At 67.2% G+C, this 16,697-nt stretch carries 12 protein-coding genes and 5 pseudogenes; 14 read left to right on the forward strand and 3 right to left on the reverse strand.

Translation table 11 applies throughout. The annotated features are described in order from the left end of the window. The first annotated feature begins 130 nt into the window (after positions 1-130). The 8 genes and pseudogenes from CES90_RS47455 to CES90_RS47485 all read left to right on the forward strand — a co-directional run. Positions 131-2,437 (forward strand): beta-L-arabinofuranosidase domain-containing protein, encoded by a 2,307-nt coding sequence (locus tag CES90_RS47455; protein ID WP_189788725.1) that lies wholly within the window; start codon positions 131-133, stop codon positions 2,435-2,437. Between the two features lie 163 nt (positions 2,438-2,600). Further along, on the forward strand, positions 2,601-4,013 hold the full coding sequence (locus tag CES90_RS47460) for a non-reducing end alpha-L-arabinofuranosidase family hydrolase (protein WP_229914551.1): 1,413 nt from the start codon (positions 2,601-2,603) through the stop codon (positions 4,011-4,013). Positions 4,014-4,100: 87 nt separating this feature from the next. Beyond that, a pseudogene (locus CES90_RS47465) lies at positions 4,101-4,865 on the forward strand (glycoside hydrolase family 27 protein); the annotation flags it as partial. A 371-nt stretch (positions 4,866-5,236) separates the two neighbouring features. Beyond that, on the forward strand, positions 5,237-6,385 hold the full coding sequence (locus tag CES90_RS47470; protein WP_229914554.1) for an ISL3 family transposase: 1,149 nt from the start codon (positions 5,237-5,239) through the stop codon (positions 6,383-6,385). 121 nt (positions 6,386-6,506) lie between these two features. Then, entirely contained in the window at positions 6,507-6,800 is a 294-nt protein-coding gene (locus CES90_RS50955; RefSeq protein WP_229914553.1) for a hypothetical protein, read from the forward strand. 574 nt (positions 6,801-7,374) lie between these two features. After that, positions 7,375-7,674: a hypothetical protein gene (locus tag CES90_RS47475; protein WP_189788728.1), complete on the forward strand. Its 300-nt coding sequence runs from the start codon at positions 7,375-7,377 to the stop codon at positions 7,672-7,674. 504 nt (positions 7,675-8,178) lie between these two features. After that, on the forward strand, positions 8,179-8,424 hold the full coding sequence (locus CES90_RS47480; RefSeq protein WP_189788729.1) for a hypothetical protein: 246 nt from the start codon (positions 8,179-8,181) through the stop codon (positions 8,422-8,424). Then, positions 8,417-9,019: pseudogene (locus CES90_RS47485) on the forward strand (response regulator); the annotation flags it as partial. The gene CES90_RS47480 and the pseudogene CES90_RS47485, both read left to right, overlap by 8 nt. 117 nt (positions 9,020-9,136) lie before the next feature. On the opposite strand, the gene CES90_RS47490 reads toward CES90_RS47485, so the two are convergent. Next, on the reverse strand, positions 9,137-9,838 hold the full coding sequence (locus CES90_RS47490; RefSeq protein WP_189788730.1) for an NAD(P)-dependent oxidoreductase: 702 nt from the start codon (positions 9,836-9,838) through the stop codon (positions 9,137-9,139). Positions 9,839-9,921: 83 nt separating this feature from the next. Between CES90_RS47490 and CES90_RS47495 the strand changes: the two genes are divergently transcribed. The 3 genes from CES90_RS47495 (at position 9,922) to CES90_RS47505 (ending at position 12,851) form a co-directional block, all read left to right on the forward strand. Next, positions 9,922-10,524 carry a TetR/AcrR family transcriptional regulator gene (locus tag CES90_RS47495; RefSeq protein WP_189788731.1) on the forward strand — a complete coding sequence of 201 codons (603 nt, stop codon included), beginning with the start codon at positions 9,922-9,924 and terminating at the stop codon, positions 10,522-10,524. A 15-nt stretch (positions 10,525-10,539) separates the two neighbouring features. Next, entirely contained in the window at positions 10,540-11,520 is a 981-nt protein-coding gene (locus CES90_RS47500) for a COX15/CtaA family protein (protein ID WP_189788732.1), read from the forward strand. A 1,163-nt stretch (positions 11,521-12,683) separates the two neighbouring features. Continuing rightward, the gene (locus CES90_RS47505) at positions 12,684-12,851 is read left to right on the forward strand and encodes a hypothetical protein (RefSeq protein WP_189788733.1); all 168 of its coding nucleotides are present in this window, start codon (positions 12,684-12,686) and stop codon (positions 12,849-12,851) included. A 304-nt stretch (positions 12,852-13,155) separates the two neighbouring features. Here CES90_RS47505 and CES90_RS47510 read toward each other — a convergent pair. Continuing rightward, positions 13,156-13,451: pseudogene (locus tag CES90_RS47510) on the reverse strand (transposase); the annotation flags it as partial. On the opposite strand from CES90_RS47510, the pseudogene CES90_RS47515 reads away from it, so the two are divergent. The 3 genes and pseudogenes from CES90_RS47515 to CES90_RS47525 form a co-directional block, all read left to right on the forward strand. Next, a pseudogene (locus tag CES90_RS47515) lies at positions 13,444-13,746 on the forward strand (DUF6192 family protein); the annotation flags it as partial. The pseudogenes CES90_RS47510 and CES90_RS47515 sit on opposite strands and share 8 nt — an antisense overlap. A gap of 2 nt (positions 13,747-13,748) precedes the next feature. After that, positions 13,749-14,168, forward strand: a complete 420-nt coding sequence (locus CES90_RS47520) for a RacP protein (RefSeq protein ID WP_189788734.1) — start codon at positions 13,749-13,751, stop codon at positions 14,166-14,168. A 65-nt stretch (positions 14,169-14,233) separates the two neighbouring features. Next, positions 14,234-14,427: pseudogene (locus CES90_RS47525) on the forward strand (transposase); the annotation flags it as partial. A gap of 823 nt (positions 14,428-15,250) precedes the next feature. Here CES90_RS47525 and CES90_RS47530 read toward each other — a convergent pair. Next, on the reverse strand, positions 15,251-16,696 hold the full coding sequence (locus CES90_RS47530) for a purine-cytosine permease family protein (RefSeq protein ID WP_189788547.1): 1,446 nt from the start codon (positions 16,694-16,696) through the stop codon (positions 15,251-15,253). Between the last annotated feature and the right edge of the window lies 1 nt (position 16,697).

Consider the following 16,697-nt stretch of genomic DNA (forward strand, 5'->3'; position numbering starts at 1 on the left):
CGTCGGCCTGCCACGTATGACGCCACGTCGGCAGCAGACAAGCCCCTGACGTACTGCACCCGACCGTCGGTCATGCGAGCGAACGCACTGACGACCAAGCAATCCCTTTCTCGTCACCGAAAGGTTCAAGATGTCTTCCTCCGTCAGCAGACGGCGCCTCCTGCAAATAGCCGGGGCCACCGCCGCCGCCTCTGCCACCGGGTCCTTCATTGGCGCATCTCCCGCCCACGCGGCGATCCCGCCCGCAAGGGCCGACATCGGGGTCTTGGCGCACCCCTTCGGACTCGACCAGGTCCGGCTCACCGCGAGCCGTTGGCTGGACAACCAGAACCGTACGCAGAACTACCTGCGGTTCGTCGATGTCGACCGACTGCTGTACAACTTCCGCGCCAACCACCGGCTGTCCACCAACGGCGCGGCCGCCACCGGCGGCTGGGACGCGCCGAACTTCCCCTTCCGCACCCACGCCCAAGGACACTTCCTCACGGCATGGGCACAGCTCTACGCGGTGACCGGGGACACCACCTGCCGGGACAAGGCAAATTACATGGTCGCGGAGCTGGCCAAGTGCCAGGCCAACAACAGCGCCGCCGGTTTCAACGCCGGGTACCTCTCCGGCTACCCCGAGTCCGACTTCACCGCTCTCGAGCAGCGGACCCTGAGCAACGGCAACGTGCCGTACTACACCATCCACAAGACCCTCGCCGGCCTGCTGGACGTATGGCGCCACATCGGCAGCACCCAGGCCCGGGACGTGCTGCTCGCCCTGGCGGGATGGGTCGACTGGCGCACCGGCCGGCTGACCAGCCAGCAGATGCAGGCCATGCTGGGAACCGAGTTCGGCGGCATGAACGCCGTGCTGACCGATCTCTACCAGCAGACAGGCGATGCGCGGTGGCTCACCGCCGCCCAGCGGTTCGACCACGCCGCGGTGTTCGACCCGCTGGCGTCCAACCAGGACCGGCTCAACGGACTGCACGCCAACACCCAGGTGCCCAAGTGGATCGGGGCCGCCCGGGAGTACAAGGCCACCGGCACCACCCGCTACCGGGACATCGCCACCAACGCCTGGAACTTCACCGTCAACTCGCACACCTATGCCATCGGCGGCAACAGCCAGGCGGAGCACTTCCGCGCCCCGAACGCCATCGCCGGCTTCCTGAACAATGACACGTGCGAGAGCTGCAACACCTTCAACATGCTCCTCCTCACCCGGGAGCTGTTCGCGCTGGACCCGAACCGAGCCGCACTGTTCGACTACTACGAGCGGGCATGGCTCAACCAGATGATCGGCCAGCAGAACCCGGCCGACAACCACGGCCACGTCACCTACTTCACCCCGCTCAACCCAGGAGGCCGACGCGGTGTGGGCCCGGCGTGGGGCGGCGGCACCTGGAGCACCGACTACGGCACCTTCTGGTGCTGCCAGGGCACGGGCCTGGAAATGCACACCAGGCTGATGGACTCCATCTACTACCGCAGTGACAACACCCTGATCGTGAACCTGTTCGTGCCCTCGGTGCTCAACTGGTCCGAGCGCGGAATCACGGTCACCCAGACCACGTCCTACCCCGTCAGCGACACCACGACCCTGCAGGTCACCGGCAACGTCAGCGGAACCTGGGCGATGCGCATCCGCATCCCGAGCTGGACCACCGGGGCCACCATCAGCGTCAACGGCACGCAGCAGAACATCGCCACCAACCCCGGCAGCTACGCCACCCTGAGCCGCTCCTGGAGCTCCGGCGACACGGTCACCGTCCGCATGCCCATGCGGATCGTCATGCGAGGGGCCAACGACAACACCAACGTCGCCGCGATCACCTACGGCCCGGTGGTCCTGTCCGGCAACTACGGCAACTCCGCGCTCAGCTCCCTCCCGACACTGAACACGTCGTCGATCACACGGACCAGCAGCAGTTCGCTCGCCTTCACCGCCACCGCCAACGGCTCCACCGTCAACCTGGGCCCCTTCCACGACGCGCACGGCCACAACTACACCGTCTACTGGAACGCCAGCGGCAGCGTCCGTCTGGTCAACGTGGGCAGCGGTCTCCTGCTGGGCATCCAGAACATGTCCACGGCCGACGGTGGCCGCGCGCTGCAGTGGTCGGACAACGGCACCGCCGACCACGACTGGTACATGATCACCGACGGGAACGGGTTCCGCTTCCGCAATGCCCACAGCGGCAAGGTGCTCGGCGTCCAGGGCATGTCCACGGCGGACGACGCGACCGTCCTGCAGTGGTCGGACAACGGCACCGCCGACCACAGATGGACGCTGCTCGACCAGGGAGACGGGACCTACAAGATCCGCAACGAGAACAGCGGCAAGTTGCTCGCCATCGCGAACAACTCCACCGCTGTGGGCGCGTTCGCAGTCCAGGACTCGGACGACGGTACCGCCGACAACCGGTGGCGCATCGTGAGGAACTGAGATCCGCCCCGGAACCAGGTCTTGGTCGCTCTCCGCCCTTCACTTCGCTCGACGCTTCGATCGTCGTTCGGCATGCCGAACGACGGGTCGGGTCGCAGCACATCAGTCCGGACAGCCTCTGACAGGGCCAACCGGAACCACTCACCCAAGGAATGAGGTCCACGTGCTCAGACGTATTTTCAGCCTCAGACACCTCTCCGTGCTGCTCGCGGCTTTGGTCGCTTCGGCGGCGACGCTCGTCGCCAACCCTGCTCAGGCGGCCACCAGCGGCGAATTGCGCGGTGTCGGTTCCGGTCGGTGTCTCGATGTGCCGAACGCCAGCCAGACCGACGGCACGAACCTGCAGATCTGGGACTGCTGGGGCGGGACCAACCAGCAGTGGACGCTGACGGACAACAACCAGCTGACTGTGTACGGCAACAAGTGCCTCGATGTTCCGGGCCACGCCAACACGGCCGGTACCCGGCCGGTGATCTGGTCCTGCAACGGCGGTACGAACCAGCAGTGGCGGGTCAACTCCGACGGCACGATCGTCGCCGTGGAGTCCGGGCTGTGCCTGGACGTCTCGGGCGGCGCCACGGCCAACGGCACGGCGGTGCAGCTCTGGAACTGCACCGGCGGCAACAACCAGAAGTGGACCGGCCTGTCCGCACCGCCGAGCGGCACATGTCCACTTCCGTCGACGTACCGGTGGACCTCGACCGGCCCGCTGGCGCAGCCGGCGAACGGGTGGACCTCGCTGAAGGACTTCACCACCGTGACGCACAACGGCCGACACCTGGTCTACGCGACCTACTCTGACGGATCGTCGTGGAGATCGATGGCGTTCAGTCCCTTCACGAACTGGTCGGACATGGCGTCGGCCACCCAGACCGGCATGAGCCAGGGCGCGGTGGCTCCCAAACTGTTCTACTTCGCGCCCAAGAACATCTGGGTGCTGACCTCAAATGGGTGGGGTACCCAATGGCCCTTCGTCTACCGCACCTCCAGCGACCCCACCAACCCCAACAGCTGGTCCGCGGCGCAGCCGCTGTTCACCGGCAGCGTCCCCAACGGCAGCGCGATCGACCCGACCATCATCGGCGACGGCCAGAACATGCACATGTTCTTCGCCGGTGACAACGGCGAGATCTACCAGTCGACCATGCCGATCGGGAACTTCCCGGCCAGCTTCGGCTCGTCGTACAAGACGATCATGAAAGACACGGTGAAGAACCTGTTCGAGGCGCCGGAGGTCTACAAGGTCCAGGGCCAGAACCAGTACCTCATGATCGTCGAGGCTCGGGGTGCGACCGAGCACCGCTTCTTCCGCTCGTTCACGGCCACCAGCCTGAACGGTCCATGGACCCCGCAGGCCGCCACCGAGTCCAACCCCTTCGCCGGCAAGGTCAACACCAACCAGACCTGGACCAACGACATCAGCCACGGTGACCTGGTCCGCAACAACCCCGACCAGACCATGACCATCGACCCCTGCAACCTGCAGTTCCTCTACCAGGGCCTGGGCTCCGTCCCGCCGAACACCCCCTACATACAACTGCCGTACCGGCCGGGTCTGCTCACCCTGCAGCGCTGACCCGCGCGCACGACCAGCAGCTTGTGACCGTGCCTGTCAGGCACGGTCACAAGCTGCTTCCGCCTTGTCTCCCAGGAAGGACCCCCCATGGTTCCCATACAAAGACGACTGCTGCGTCTCCTCACAGCCACCGCGCTGACGCTCACCGCCTGCGTCACCGCCTCCGCCGGCCCGACCGCCGAGGCCGCACCGGGCAGCCCCGCGCTCACCCCGCCGCTGGGGTGGAACAGCTGGAACAGCTTCGGGTGCGGGATCACCGAGGCGCAGGTGCGCCAGGCCGCCGACACGATGGTGTCCTCGGGCATGAGGGACGCGGGCTATCAGTACGTCGTCGTCGACGACTGCTGGTTCGACCCGGAGCGCGACGCGGCAGGCAACCTCCGCGCCAACCCGACCAAGTTCCCCAGCGGCATGAAGGCGCTCGGGGACTACATCCACAGCAAGGGCCTGAAGTTCGGCATCTATCAGGCGCCCAACGAGGTCACCTGCGCGCAGGGCGTGGGCACCTACCCTGGCCGCACGGGCAGCAAGGACCATGAGGCCCAGGACGCCGCCACGTTCGCCTCGTGGGGTGTGGACTATCTCAAGTACGACTGGTGCTCCGGCAGCGGCACCCTCAGCGAGCAGGTCGCGCGGTTCACCATCATGCGCGACGCCCTGCGTGCCACGGGGCGGCCGATCGTCTACAGCATCAACTCCAACAGCTTCCACGCCCCCACCGGTGACAAGTACAACTGGGGCGAGGTCGCCGACGTGTGGCGGACGACCGAGGACCTGCTCGACATCTGGCAGAACAACAACACCAACAGCTATCCGATGGGCGTCGGCAACGTCCTGGGCCGAGCCGAGCCGAGCGAGCCGAGCCAGGCCGAGCCGACCGAGCCGAGCCGAGCGAGCCGAGCCGGGCCGAGCGAGCCGAGCCGGGCCGAGCCAGGCCGAGCCGAGCCGAGCCGAGCGAGCCGAGCCAGGCCGAGCCGACCGAGCCGAGCCGAGCCGAGCCGGACCGAGCCAAGCCGAGCCAAGCCGAGCCAGTCTCGGCGACGCCTGAATTCTGGCTCAGTCAAGATTTCCGTGAAGCCGATCACGCTTCCGTGCGCCGGTGACGCTCCGTCACTGATGCCACGACACTCGGAGAGTGTGGGGAGCTACTGAAGACGGTGTTACCGCACCTGGGCGGGGTGCTGGTGGAGGAAGTGAGTGCCGAGGACGGGGTGTTACGCATTGTGGCGAGAACCTCAGGATCGGTTCCGGCGTCGTGCCCGGATTGCGGTGCACCGTCCCTGCGACGGCACAGCGGATACCAGCGCCGTCTCGCGGATGGCGCAGTCGGCGGCCGGCAGGTGTGCATCGAGCTGACCATCCGCCGTCTGTTCTGCGATGCGCCTGGGTGCGGCCGGGTAACCTTCGCCGAGCAGGTCGAGGGATTGACGGTGCGCTATGAGCGTCGAACCCCGCAGCTCAGGGACCTGTTGAGTACGATCTCGGTGGCTCTGGCGGGCCGGGCCGGCGAGCGGTTGGCGGCCCGGCTGCCGGCGCCGGTCAGCCGGACCACGTTGCTGGGACTGGTCATGGCGCTGCCTGATCCGCCAGCTGGGACGCCCCGGGTGCTCGGGGTCGACGAGTTCGCCACCCGCAAGGGGCACAAGTACGGGACTGTGCTGGTGGACTGCGAGACTCACGCCCCGATCGACCTCCTCCCGGACCGGGAGGCGGCCACCTTCGCCGCCTGGCTCACCGAACACCCTGGAGTGGAGATCATCTGCCGCGACCGGGGCGGCGCCTTCGCCGACGGCGCCCGCTCCGCAGCCCCCGATGCGGTCCAGATCGCCGATCTCTGGCACATCTGGCACAACCTCGCCGAAGCGGTGAAACACCTGGTCAGCAAGCACAGCGCCTGCCTGCGCGAGCCGGATCCCGACCCGGAATCGGGGCCGGACGTCGTATGCCCGCCCGTCTCGCACGCAGGCCGGCTCGCCGCCCGGGTCCAGCAGCACCACACCGCCGTGCACGAACTCCTCGGCCAGGGCCTGAGTGTCCGGGCTGTGGCCCACCGCCTTGACCTGGCCCGCAACACCGTCCGGCGCTATGCCCGGGCCGCTACCTGGCAGGAACTCGCCACCGGCCGCTGGCAGAACCTCCCCAGCACCCTGGACCCCTACAAGCCTTATCTCCACCGACGCTGGAACGAAGGACACACCAGCGGGGCCGCCCGCGCGGGCGGCCTCCAGCGGCATCGCCAAGCTCCACGCCGAACTCCGGGAACGCGGCTTCACCGGCTCCTACTCCGTCGTCCGCGACTACCTCCGCCGCTTCCGCCGCGCACCGGCCGGCACCCCGCCCCCACCGCGCCCACCCAGGGGTGCGCAAGGTGACCGGATGGATCACCCGGAATCCCGACCGCTTGAGCGACGACGATCAGCAGAAACTCAAGGCAATTCTGTCCCGCTGCCCCGAACTTGAGGCCGCACCCGACATGTCCGGTCCTTCGCCGCGATGATGGCCATCCGCAGCGCGAGCCGACTGCCCGAATGGATCGCCGACGCCCGCGCGGACGAGCACCACGGGCTCCGCGGCTTCGCCGACGGCCTGCTGACCGACTTCGACGCCGTCGCTCAGGGGCTCAGCACGGAGTGGAGCTCGGGCTGCGTCGAGGGCCGGGTGACGGACATCAAGCTGCTCAAACGGCAGATGGCAGGACGAGCAGGACTCCCCTTGCTCCGCAAGCGAGTCCTGCTCGTCGCCGCGGACCGCCGACGACACAGAGTTATGAAGCCACCGGTCCCGTGATCGGCTTCACGGAAATCTTGACTGAGCCCAGGTTCAGGCGCAGGCCAACTACAGTGCTGTGCCATGTCTCGCTCCCCTGCCGACGGTCCGGACTGGTCAGACTGGTTAGCCCTGGCGGACGCTTCGAAAGCGCGCGCGAGGCACAGACGCAGGTTGCTGCTGGTGTTAGCGGGGCTAGCGCTGACCGTGCTGGCGGCCATTGCCGCCAGCACCTTCCTGTTCCTCAGCAGCGGCGGCGCGCCCCCGGCCCCGCCCCTTGTAGGCAACCAGCAGCAGGAGTACATCGAGCAGTTGGACAAGGCGCGCAAGAACCTGTTCCGGGCCAGGCTCGACTACACCGAGGCCAAGAAGATCGAGTTGAAAGCGGGTGACACTGCCCTGTTCCGGGCCACCATCACGGGGGGGCTGGCAACCGGCCGCTGGTGGAACCTCAGGAACGAGGACAGAGGTCCGGGCCGGGGCCGAGATCGGAGCACGACTGCACTGCTCTGGGGAAGGCGTCACCTGCCGTGCGCTGTCCTCACCGCGTCAGAGCGTCCTGGCCGAAGACGACACAGCCACCTGGACGTGGCGGGTGACACCCAAGAAGTCCGGCACCATTTCCCTGGACTTGACCGTGACGGCCTATTACCTCGATACGGACACCGTGTTGTTCGAGAAGTCCGTCAACGGTGGCTCCGTCGAGGCGGACACACCGGACGCCGACTCCGGACCGTTGTCCTGGCCCGGCAAGGTCTTCGGATGGGCGAGCACCTCCATCACGATCGTGGGGGCCTTGGCCGGATCGCTGGGTGCCGTGGTGGCCCTGGCCCTCGCGGTGAAGGCTCTGCGCCGTCCAGGAGGCGGACCGAACAGTGGCGAGGAAGGAACCTGAGACATACGGACCGGCCACGTCCAGCCTCGATCCCACTCGCCCCTTGCCCGGCGGGGACAACGGTACGGCAGTGTTACTTACCTCCCGCAAGAGTGACCGGCAGACGGATCTCCGGCGACACTTGACCCAGTACCGGTACGAAGATCACGACCGTGTCGTACCGCCCGGACTGCGAGGACCGGGAAGGTGTGCGAGATACGGACGCCGCTCAACGCACGGCGTCCGGGTAGCGATCACTCCACGGTTGTGCACCGGTGTTGCCAGAGTCAGCACCGGTGCACAGCAACACGAGGCAACGTTCGATGGCTCCATTCTCGTGACCAGCCGCAACACCCCGCAGGCGGGCCCATGGGGTGTTGCAGCCGAACACTCTGTCGCGTCTGTCCGCCGATCACGGTCTGCAACACCTTGAGGTTCCCTCATTCTGGATTTCCCCTCCCGCAGTCCGCTGGACGGGTGACAAGTCCCGTTCCGCTGCGGCGGGTTGAATGATCGGAGTACGTGATGGACCGCCCTTTGCTGTCGTTGAGATCGACGCTGGTGTTCCTGCTCGCCCTGCTCGCCGACGCGGCAGCGGGCGGACTGACGGCGTTGTCCGGGGAAGGGACGCCGCGCAGCGTGCTCGCGGGCCTCGCCGTCGCGGGGATCGCCGTCCCCTTCTTCAACCGTCTGATCGACTCCGACAGGCCCACGCTCCAGCCGCCGGCCCCTGCGGGCACCGGCGCCGGTGAGGGGGAGAACAGTGGCTGAGCTGCGGCCTTTGGGAGACGACCTCAACGACGCCTCACGCGCGCTCGCCCAGGCCCTGCGGGAGCTGTTCGAAGGTCTGCAGGTGTCCGTCCGACGGTACGCCGCGCGCCGCGGACTCGACCCGGGCACGGTCTCGCGCTACCTCAACGGCACCCGGTTACCGCCGTGGCAGATGATCAGCGACCTCTTCGCGGACGTTGCCGAGCACCGGGGAACCGCGGTCACCACCGAGGCCATCGAGCTCGTACGAGGCCTGTACGGACTGGCCGTGGACGCCGCGTCCTCGCCCAAGCACGCGGTGGAGATCCTTGAGCAGCAGCTCGCCGACGCTGACCGGGTCTCCCGGCGATCCAGCGTCCGCGGCGACGTCCTGGGCGATGCGCTGCTGGACCGGACGCAGCGCATCGCCGACCTCGAGACGCGGCTCAACCAGCTTGAGGCCGACCGTATCGCGGAGCAGAAGCGGGCGGACGAGCTCGCGGCGGCACACCCGGACATCTCCGGCCTCATTGCCGAGCGCAACGAGCTCCGGCTGGAAGTCGAGCGGCTCCAGACGGACCTCAAAAAGGCACAGGCGCAGCGTGGGGGCACCGACGGAAGTCCGTAACCTTGGCCGATTCACCTCTCAGCGGAGATCGGTTCCCACGCTGCCGTAGGTCATTTCCCACCGTGCACGCTTGCTCCACCCCACGAACCATGTCCCGGCACCGGATTACTTACCAATGTGCAGCGCTTCTTTCAGGAACACGGTGGCATAGTTCGGGGTGCCCTGGGTGGTGATCACTTCGATGCATGCGCGCACGTGCCGGTCGTCTGCGGCCTCACGCAGTAGCACGTCGGCCAGGTCGGCGCGGGAGGTGAACATGCCGGGCAGCCGCTGTGGCGCGACGGCGATGCGGTAGTCAGTGACGGTCGTGGCGTCGAACAGTCCGGACGGGCGGACGATCGTCCAGTCGAGATCGGCGGCCTGCACGATCTCCTCCATGCGGCGCGCGTCCTCGTACAGAGGGCGCCCCATGGCCAGCAGAATCGGCCCGATCACCTTACGGAAAAAGAACTTCTCCTCGGGCGGGAGCTCGGGGTGTACGCCGATCGAGGTCACGCACACCAGTCGCCGCAGGCCATGTCGGCTCATCGCCGCCATGATGTTGCGCGCACTCTGGGAGAAGACAGTGACCGGTTCCCGGGTGTAGGGGACGCCGAGGCTCGAGACGACACGGTCGTGTCCGGCCACCACCTCGTCCACCGCTGCCGCGTCCAGCGCGTCCACGCCCGCCACCCGCAGCCGTTGCCCCTCGATCGGGAAGGCATCGGGCCGTCTGGTCACGGCGGTCACGGTGTGCCCCTCGTCGAGTGCCCGCTGGGTGACGAGCCGTCCGGTGGGGCCGTTCGCCCCGAAAACCACGAGCTTCATGCGCTTCTCCCTGACAGTCGCCACTTGATAAGGTCGAGAACATCGTTCCATAGACTGGAACGACGTTCTAAATTGGAGCATACATGCCAGATCTGCCAGGGATCGTTCGACTCCGTGATCGGCGCGAGGCACTCACGCTGCGCGCGATCCTCACTGCCGCACGCAGGCTGTTCGCCGAACACGGCTACGCCCGCACGCCCATCCGCTCGATCGCGCAGGAAGCCGGCGTCGCGCCGCAGACCATCTACACGCATTTCGGGTCCAAGGCCGGCGTTCTTACTGGGCTGGTCGATTTGATGGACGAGGAGGCAGGCCTACCGGACCTGATGGCCGAGGCGGCGGAGATGACAGACCCCGTCGAGCTCCTTGGACTGCTGGCCAGGGCCAGCAGCCAAGTCCGGGAGCGTTGTGGTGACATCGTCACCATGCTGAGTTCCGGCGCCGCAGTCGCCCCAGAAATCGCCGCCACACAGGCGGAAGGGGCTCGACGAAACAGGCTCGGCATCGAGATGGTCATCGAGCGCGTCCGCAGTACCGGACACGGTGTCGATCCCAAGGCTGTGGACATCGCCGTCGCTCTGCTGAGCACCGGGATCCACGACAGCCTCGTCGTGGACTCCGGCTGGTCCCACGAAGACTACGAAGCATGGCTCAGGCGCACCCTCGTTGCCGCCGTGCTGAGTTAAGGAGTCGAAAACCCGGTGAAACAGGACTTAGCCGAAATGTGCTCGGCAATCAATCGTGGCCGCTCGTCTCCAGCTCGTCACCGCTATGCAACGGTGCGCCAGTTGGCGGCGACGTCGCTGGGGCTCAATGTCGTGCTCCTGGTCTCCGGTGGGGTGGTGCGGTTGACCGGCTCCGGACTGGGCTGCCCGACCTGGCCACGATGCACCGAGGCCTCGTTGGCCACTACTCCCGAGATGGGCGTCCATGGCTACATCGAGTTTGGTAACCGCCTGATCGGCGTCGTCCTCGAGCTGGTGGCCATCGCGCTGGTCGCCACCACGATTCGAACCCGGTCCGCGTCCCCGAAAGCATGGCTGTGGCTGGCCGGAGCACAGGCACTGGTAGTGCCCGCGCAGGCGCTGATCGGTGGGATACTGGTGCTTACCGATCTCAACCCCTACGTGCGGGCCCTGCACTTCCTGATCTCGTTCCCGATCCTGTTCGCCGCCGCCGCGCTGCTGCGCCGCACACGGGACGGCGCCGGCCCACGGACAGCGACAGTTCGCCACGGACTACGACTGCTCACCGGCGGGCTGCTGGCCACCGCCAGTGCCGTCCTCGTCGTCGGCGCATTTGTGACCGGCACCGGTCCGCACGCTGGCGACCCGCGAGCAGCTCGGCTGCCCTTCGATCCGGACACGCTCACCCAGGTACACGCCGACCTGGTATACCTCCTGCTCGGCCTCACCCTCGCCACCGCCGTCACGGCCCACGCCCTCCACGCTCCGAAGCGGGTACAACGCGGCATCATCGTGACGATCGCACTCATCGTGGCCCAAGGCGTACTGGGCTACGTCCAGTACCACACCGGTGTGCCCCCATTTCTGGTCGCACTACACATGCTGGGCGCAGGACTGATCTTCATCGCAACAGCCTGGACCCACTTGTGCACTACCGGACCGGCGTCGCCTGACATCGCCTGCCGAACGGCAACGGCGCCTCCGTACCACGCCTGACAGCCGGGTTACAGGTTCCGGCACGGGATCGACGCCGACCACGACGGCCAAGTGCGCGGTGAGCGCCCTGCGAACCCTTCGACGGAGGCCACTCCCGAGTGGCTGACGGGTCTGATCGAAACAACGAACCCCGGCGTGCGGCCGTGGGTTCGTGCGCGGTGTCACGAATACGGCGGCTGTTTGGCATGGCGCGCGAGGTCAGAAAGGGTTGCCCAGGACACGGTAGCCGGAGACCGCGGCCCCCCAGCTGGGCGGTAGGTGATCCACACGGAGTACGGGCGATCGTCGCGAAGTCGTCGCTCAGGTGCGGCGTGTCCGCCAGGAGGAGGATCTCGGTGTACTGCTGGGCGAGCTCGGCCTGGTCGGCCGTGAGCTTCGGCCGGCGCCCGCTGACGCGGCCGCGGGCCCGCGCATAGGCGAGCCCGTCGTCCGTGTTCGCCACAATCAGCTCGCGCTGGAGTTCGGCGAGTTTGGACAGCATCCCGAACATGGCGTGGCCTCGACGGCTGCCCGAACACGGTCATCGAGGTCACCCACGCCAGCTGACCCCCTGCCATGTACCGGCAGCGTCGGCGATCTTTTCCGCCCGGAGTTGTTGCACGGGCATGACGCCGCACAACACCCGGTCGACGTTGGCCGGCCGTGCGGCCGAGTTTTGATCCTGGAGACCAGCCCTGGGCAGGGGAGGCACGGTCAACTCCGTCGTACGGGCGGCCCATACACGTCCCGGACAGAACTCGGACAAACCCCTGACCAGGCCAGACAAGGCGCCAGCTGTCCGGGACAGCCAACTCCCATTGATCCCACCCGGCACGCTCCAGCAAGCTCTGACCAGCCCGTCCAGTCGCAAGACGCGCAGACCAGCCCTCGAGAGCGGCCTGAACGTCACTCCGAAGAACTCTGTCGGGCTACTCAGCAACTGACGCCACATCACCAACTCTGGAGCCCTCATGCTCAAAACACACATGCGCGTTTCCCGCCGAACGGCCGGCGTCGCCATCATCGCGGCAGCGGCGGCCACGGCCGCCTTCCTTCCAGCCAGCTCGGCGGCCGCCTCGGCGACCGCCTGCAGCAGTCTTCGGGCATACAGGCCCTACGAGACGGGAACACGGGTATACGGCGAAACCGAAGCAGGATCGTGCTCCAGCGGCACGCGGCTCCGCATGTACCTCTACGCCGACAGCACCCTGAAATCCTCCACGACCTGGACCGGGAGCAGCTGGCGCGTACTCTCCACTCCCTGTCTGCGTGGCACCCATCAGTACCGCGTGATCCTGGTGGACACCAGCACCGGCGTCGACGTTTCGAACTCCGCGTACATCACCTGCTGAACCAAACACCACAGCGGGCGACGGAGAATCCGCCGCCCGCTCCGGCACGCCCAGACTTCGGATGCCGCTCAGCGGCCGCTGGTGTCTGCTCACGCCCGAGCGCGAAGAGAATCAGGAGGATGGGTACGACGTTGAACAGAGCTTCCATGGGATCCCCCCAAGGGCGTACGGCGACTCGCATAGTCCGGGTCTGCGGCCGGTCGACGGCCCGTTCCCCCAGCAACGCCCCTGGTCCAGTTGCAGAAGAAGCCACCGATGGGCCGAAGGGTATGTGTAGCGAACGGTGGAACTCGGTCGGATGTTTTCAACGGCGTCCGGCGGTGAGCCGGCCGTCGAAGGTGATGTCGAAGGCTTGGAGTGCGGCCTTCCAGCGCATGGTCCAGCGTTTGCGTCCGGTGCCGGTCGGGTCCAGGCTCATGACGGCCAGGTAGACGCACTTGAGAGCGGCTTGATCGGTGGGGAAGTGTCCCCGGGCTCGGACGGCCTTGCGGATCCGCGCGTTGATGCTCTCGATCGCGTTGGTGGTGCAGACGATCTTGCGATCTCCACGTCGAACTGGAGGAAGGGCACGAACTCCGCCCAGGCCGCCTCCCACGAGCGAAGCCGACAAGCCCGCGAGGACTTCGAACGCACCAGCCCCGTTGCCCCGGCCGTAAGGCACATCGACCGGACTGTGGAGTTCCTGGACCTGGTGACCGCCTGCCACTCCTTCGTCGCCGCCGCCGGCCGTACCGTCCCCGGCCTGCGCGACCGCACCCTCAACGACGACGAACGCACCATCGTGCACGAGAACGTCGCCCGGGTTCGGGCCACCCTGGACTGGATCGAGACCGCGGTCGACACCGGCAAGGTCGACATGGACGACGAACTGGCCCGCATGCTGAAGGGCGAGTAGGCATGCCCCGAGCCTCGCGGCGGCGGGGCGATGCCGCCCGGCGGCACGCGGACACCGTCCGGTTCGTGTTGTTCGAGGCCAGACCCGCCGGTCTGCTGTTCCCTCAGCTGGTACGCGCGAGCGATCTGTCCCCCAGTCAGGTGCGGTCCGGGCTTGCGGCCCTGAAGGACCAGGCGACGGAGAAGGGCTGGCCGCCGCTGATCTGGACCAGAGCCAACGGCTACCAGCTCGGTGCCGAGCGGGCCGCCCTGGAGGCACACGAACGGGCCGTGATCAGGGAGAAGCTGACCGAGTTCCGCCGGCTCATTACTGGCACCGTCGCCCCGCATGCCTCCGCCCACCCGGGCGACAAGTGGGTCAAGCACATCACCGCCCAGCTCAACTCCATTGAATCCACCCTCGACCTCATCAACAGCTCCTGACCGGTCACCGCGGGGGCCGCCCGGACGGCGGGCGGCCCCCGCAGCACTGCGGAAAGTCAACTGCCATGCGTCGCCGCCGCTATCCCTCGGACACCACCAACGCCGAATGGGTCCTGCTCGAACCCCTCCTGCCCACACCGGCCTGCCCACACCGGCCTGCGACACCAGCCGCGGCGGCCGGCCGGAGAAGCACCCTCGCCGCGAGGTCGTCGACGCGATTCGCTATGTCGTGGACACTGGCTGCAAGTGGAGGGCTCTCGGCGACGCCTGCCACCGGTCCCGTGATCGGCTTCACGGAAATCTTGACTGAGCCCAGGTTCAGCCGCCGCCGACAGCCAGACCGAGCCAAGCCCGACCAGGCCAGGCCGAGCCAGACCGAGCCAAGCCGAGCCAGACCGAACCGGACCGAGCCGAACCCGACCGGGCCAGACCGAGGCGAGCCAGACCGAACCGAGCAAGCAGAAACGGATCCTCCCAGCTCATCCACCTCAGCCTCGCCGAGATCCGACGCCTGATCACCCGCCTCACCAACCGCCGCCGCCCGGACCTCCTGCGGCTGCTTGGCCAACTCCTCGGCCAGCACGTCCAGTTCAGTCCGGCGAGCTGGTGATCCGCTCCAGCTCCTGCATACCAACGCCCTCCCCGCGACATCCCCCTACCGCCCCGGTGACGGATGGTAAGAGCGGCACGGTCCTCGGCACGGCAGAACCCGACAACGGCAACGGCAACGGCAACGGCAACGGCAAAAGCAACGGCCGCCACGGCAGACGATCTTCGCCGTGGACACCCGCCGACGACCGGCATGAGTATCCGCTCGCCCCTCACACCAGACCCTTGACCTGCGAACTTCACGTTGCACGGGCCTCACTGGAAGTTCGCAGAACTCCCAGGGGGGCATGACGGCATCATCTCCGCCCCAGGCCCAGTTGCCGCACTGCTCGAGTCCCTTGTTGCCTGAGCGTGCCTGAGGCGGATTCGGCCGGCCGGCGGAGGTGGTCGGCGATGCCCGGTGCGTCACCCATGCTCGACTCCGGCGGGCCGAGACGCAGGTCAGGCTTGGGCACCAGAGCTGGGAGTTCTGGTCACAGGGGAGATGTCTGGTGCCGACTCGCGACTGCCGTGAACGACTCTCCACGGGCGCCGCGGCCGACGCGGACAAGCGCCAGGTAGACGACCGAGGTGACCACCATGCCGGGAATCCAGGACAGGTCGGCGTTGGAGAAGTGTCGCGCGATGGGCCCGACGTACCACGCGTTGCTCATGGCCGGAATGCCGGACACCACGCCGACCACGAAGGCAATGAGGACCTTGAGGTTGACCCCGTTGTGGGTCCATGTGGCCGGGTCGCTCCAGTACTTTCCGCTGCGGATGTACATGCCGGGGACGTCGTACTCTCCGTGCTGGACGAGGTAGAAGTCCACGAGGTTCACCGCACCCCAGGGAATGAGCAGCAGGAGCAGGAACGACAGGAACGCCGTCAGATTGCCGGTGAAGTCCTGTGAGGCCGTGACGGCCAGGCCCAGACCGATGACGAGGGTCGGCAGCATCATCGCCGCACGGGTCCTGAACGAGTTCGAAATCTTGACGAAGGTCGACAGGCCCGTGATCAGGTTCAACATCCCGCCGTAGAGGTTGAGCATGTTCGTCACAGCCAGGCCCAGCGCGGTCACCACCAGGACGACAGTGGCGAGGGCGCCACCGCCGAGCGCGGCACTGGTGCTCTGGAAGACGTCCGCGGCAGCGAACTTGGCCGCGAGCAGCACACCGACGACGCAGCAGAAGGTGGACGACAGGAACACCCCGGCCGCCGTCCACCAGAAGACCGCCCGGCCTGACGCGTCGCTCGGCAGGTAGCGAGAGTAGTCCGAGACGGCGGTGGCGTAGGTAAGTGCGAACGTCACGGCGACTCCGGTGCCGGCGAGGAACGACGCGAGCGACACCGGACCGGACGTCGCCGCCACGTCACCCCCTCGGACGAGCGTGTAGCCGCTGACGACGATCAGGCTGATGGCGAGCGGCCACGTCGCGTAGCGGGCGACGACGTGGATGGCTCGGTTTCCCATCAGTGCGGGGAGCACGCTCAGCGCGGCGATCAGACAGATGGCCAGGGGCAGCGGGATCCGCCCTCCTGTGGCCACCTTGAGCGCGATACCGCCCGCGAGCGAGACCGAGACCGTGAATCCGACGTACATGACGGACCCCACGACGACGGGTACCAGGGCGCCGAGGTATCCGAACTGGCCGCGGCTCTGGATCAGTTGGGGAATCCCCAGCCTGGCGCCCTGGATCGAGTGCAGGGCCATGAGGACGGTCCCGACGAGGTTCCCGATGACGGCGGCGAGCAGCGCCAGCGGGATGTTGCGGCAAACCGAGTAGATGATCGCGCCGAAGATGGCGTTGCCCACGTTGAGGTTGGAGGCGAACCACACGTGGAAGAGGTCGCGGGGGCGGCCTCTTCGGTGGGATTCGGGCACCGGATCGACGTGATGCAGTTCGATCCCGGCTTCAGTGGTGGGTGTTCCGGTCATG

The organism is Streptomyces capitiformicae (assembly GCF_002214185.1).
Classification (GTDB): domain Bacteria; phylum Actinomycetota; class Actinomycetes; order Streptomycetales; family Streptomycetaceae; genus Streptomyces; species Streptomyces capitiformicae.

Coding starts and splice junctions, on each gene's coding strand:
- CES90_RS47455 (WP_189788725.1), top strand. CDS start 131: ATGTCTTCCTCCGTCAGCAGACGGCGCCTCCTGCAAATAGCCGGGGCC.
- CES90_RS50955 (WP_229914553.1), top strand. CDS start 6,507: ATGATGGCCATCCGCAGCGCGAGCCGACTGCCCGAATGGATCGCCGAC.
- CES90_RS47480 (WP_189788729.1), top strand. CDS start 8,179: ATGGACCGCCCTTTGCTGTCGTTGAGATCGACGCTGGTGTTCCTGCTC.
- CES90_RS47490 (WP_189788730.1), bottom strand. CDS start 9,838: ATGAAGCTCGTGGTTTTCGGGGCGAACGGCCCCACCGGACGGCTCGTC.
- CES90_RS47495 (WP_189788731.1), top strand. CDS start 9,922: ATGCCAGATCTGCCAGGGATCGTTCGACTCCGTGATCGGCGCGAGGCA.
- CES90_RS47505 (WP_189788733.1), top strand. CDS start 12,684: ATGTACCTCTACGCCGACAGCACCCTGAAATCCTCCACGACCTGGACC.
- CES90_RS47520 (WP_189788734.1), top strand. CDS start 13,749: ATGCCCCGAGCCTCGCGGCGGCGGGGCGATGCCGCCCGGCGGCACGCG.
- CES90_RS47530 (WP_189788547.1), bottom strand. CDS start 16,696: ATGACCGGAACACCCACCACTGAAGCCGGGATCGAACTGCATCACGTC.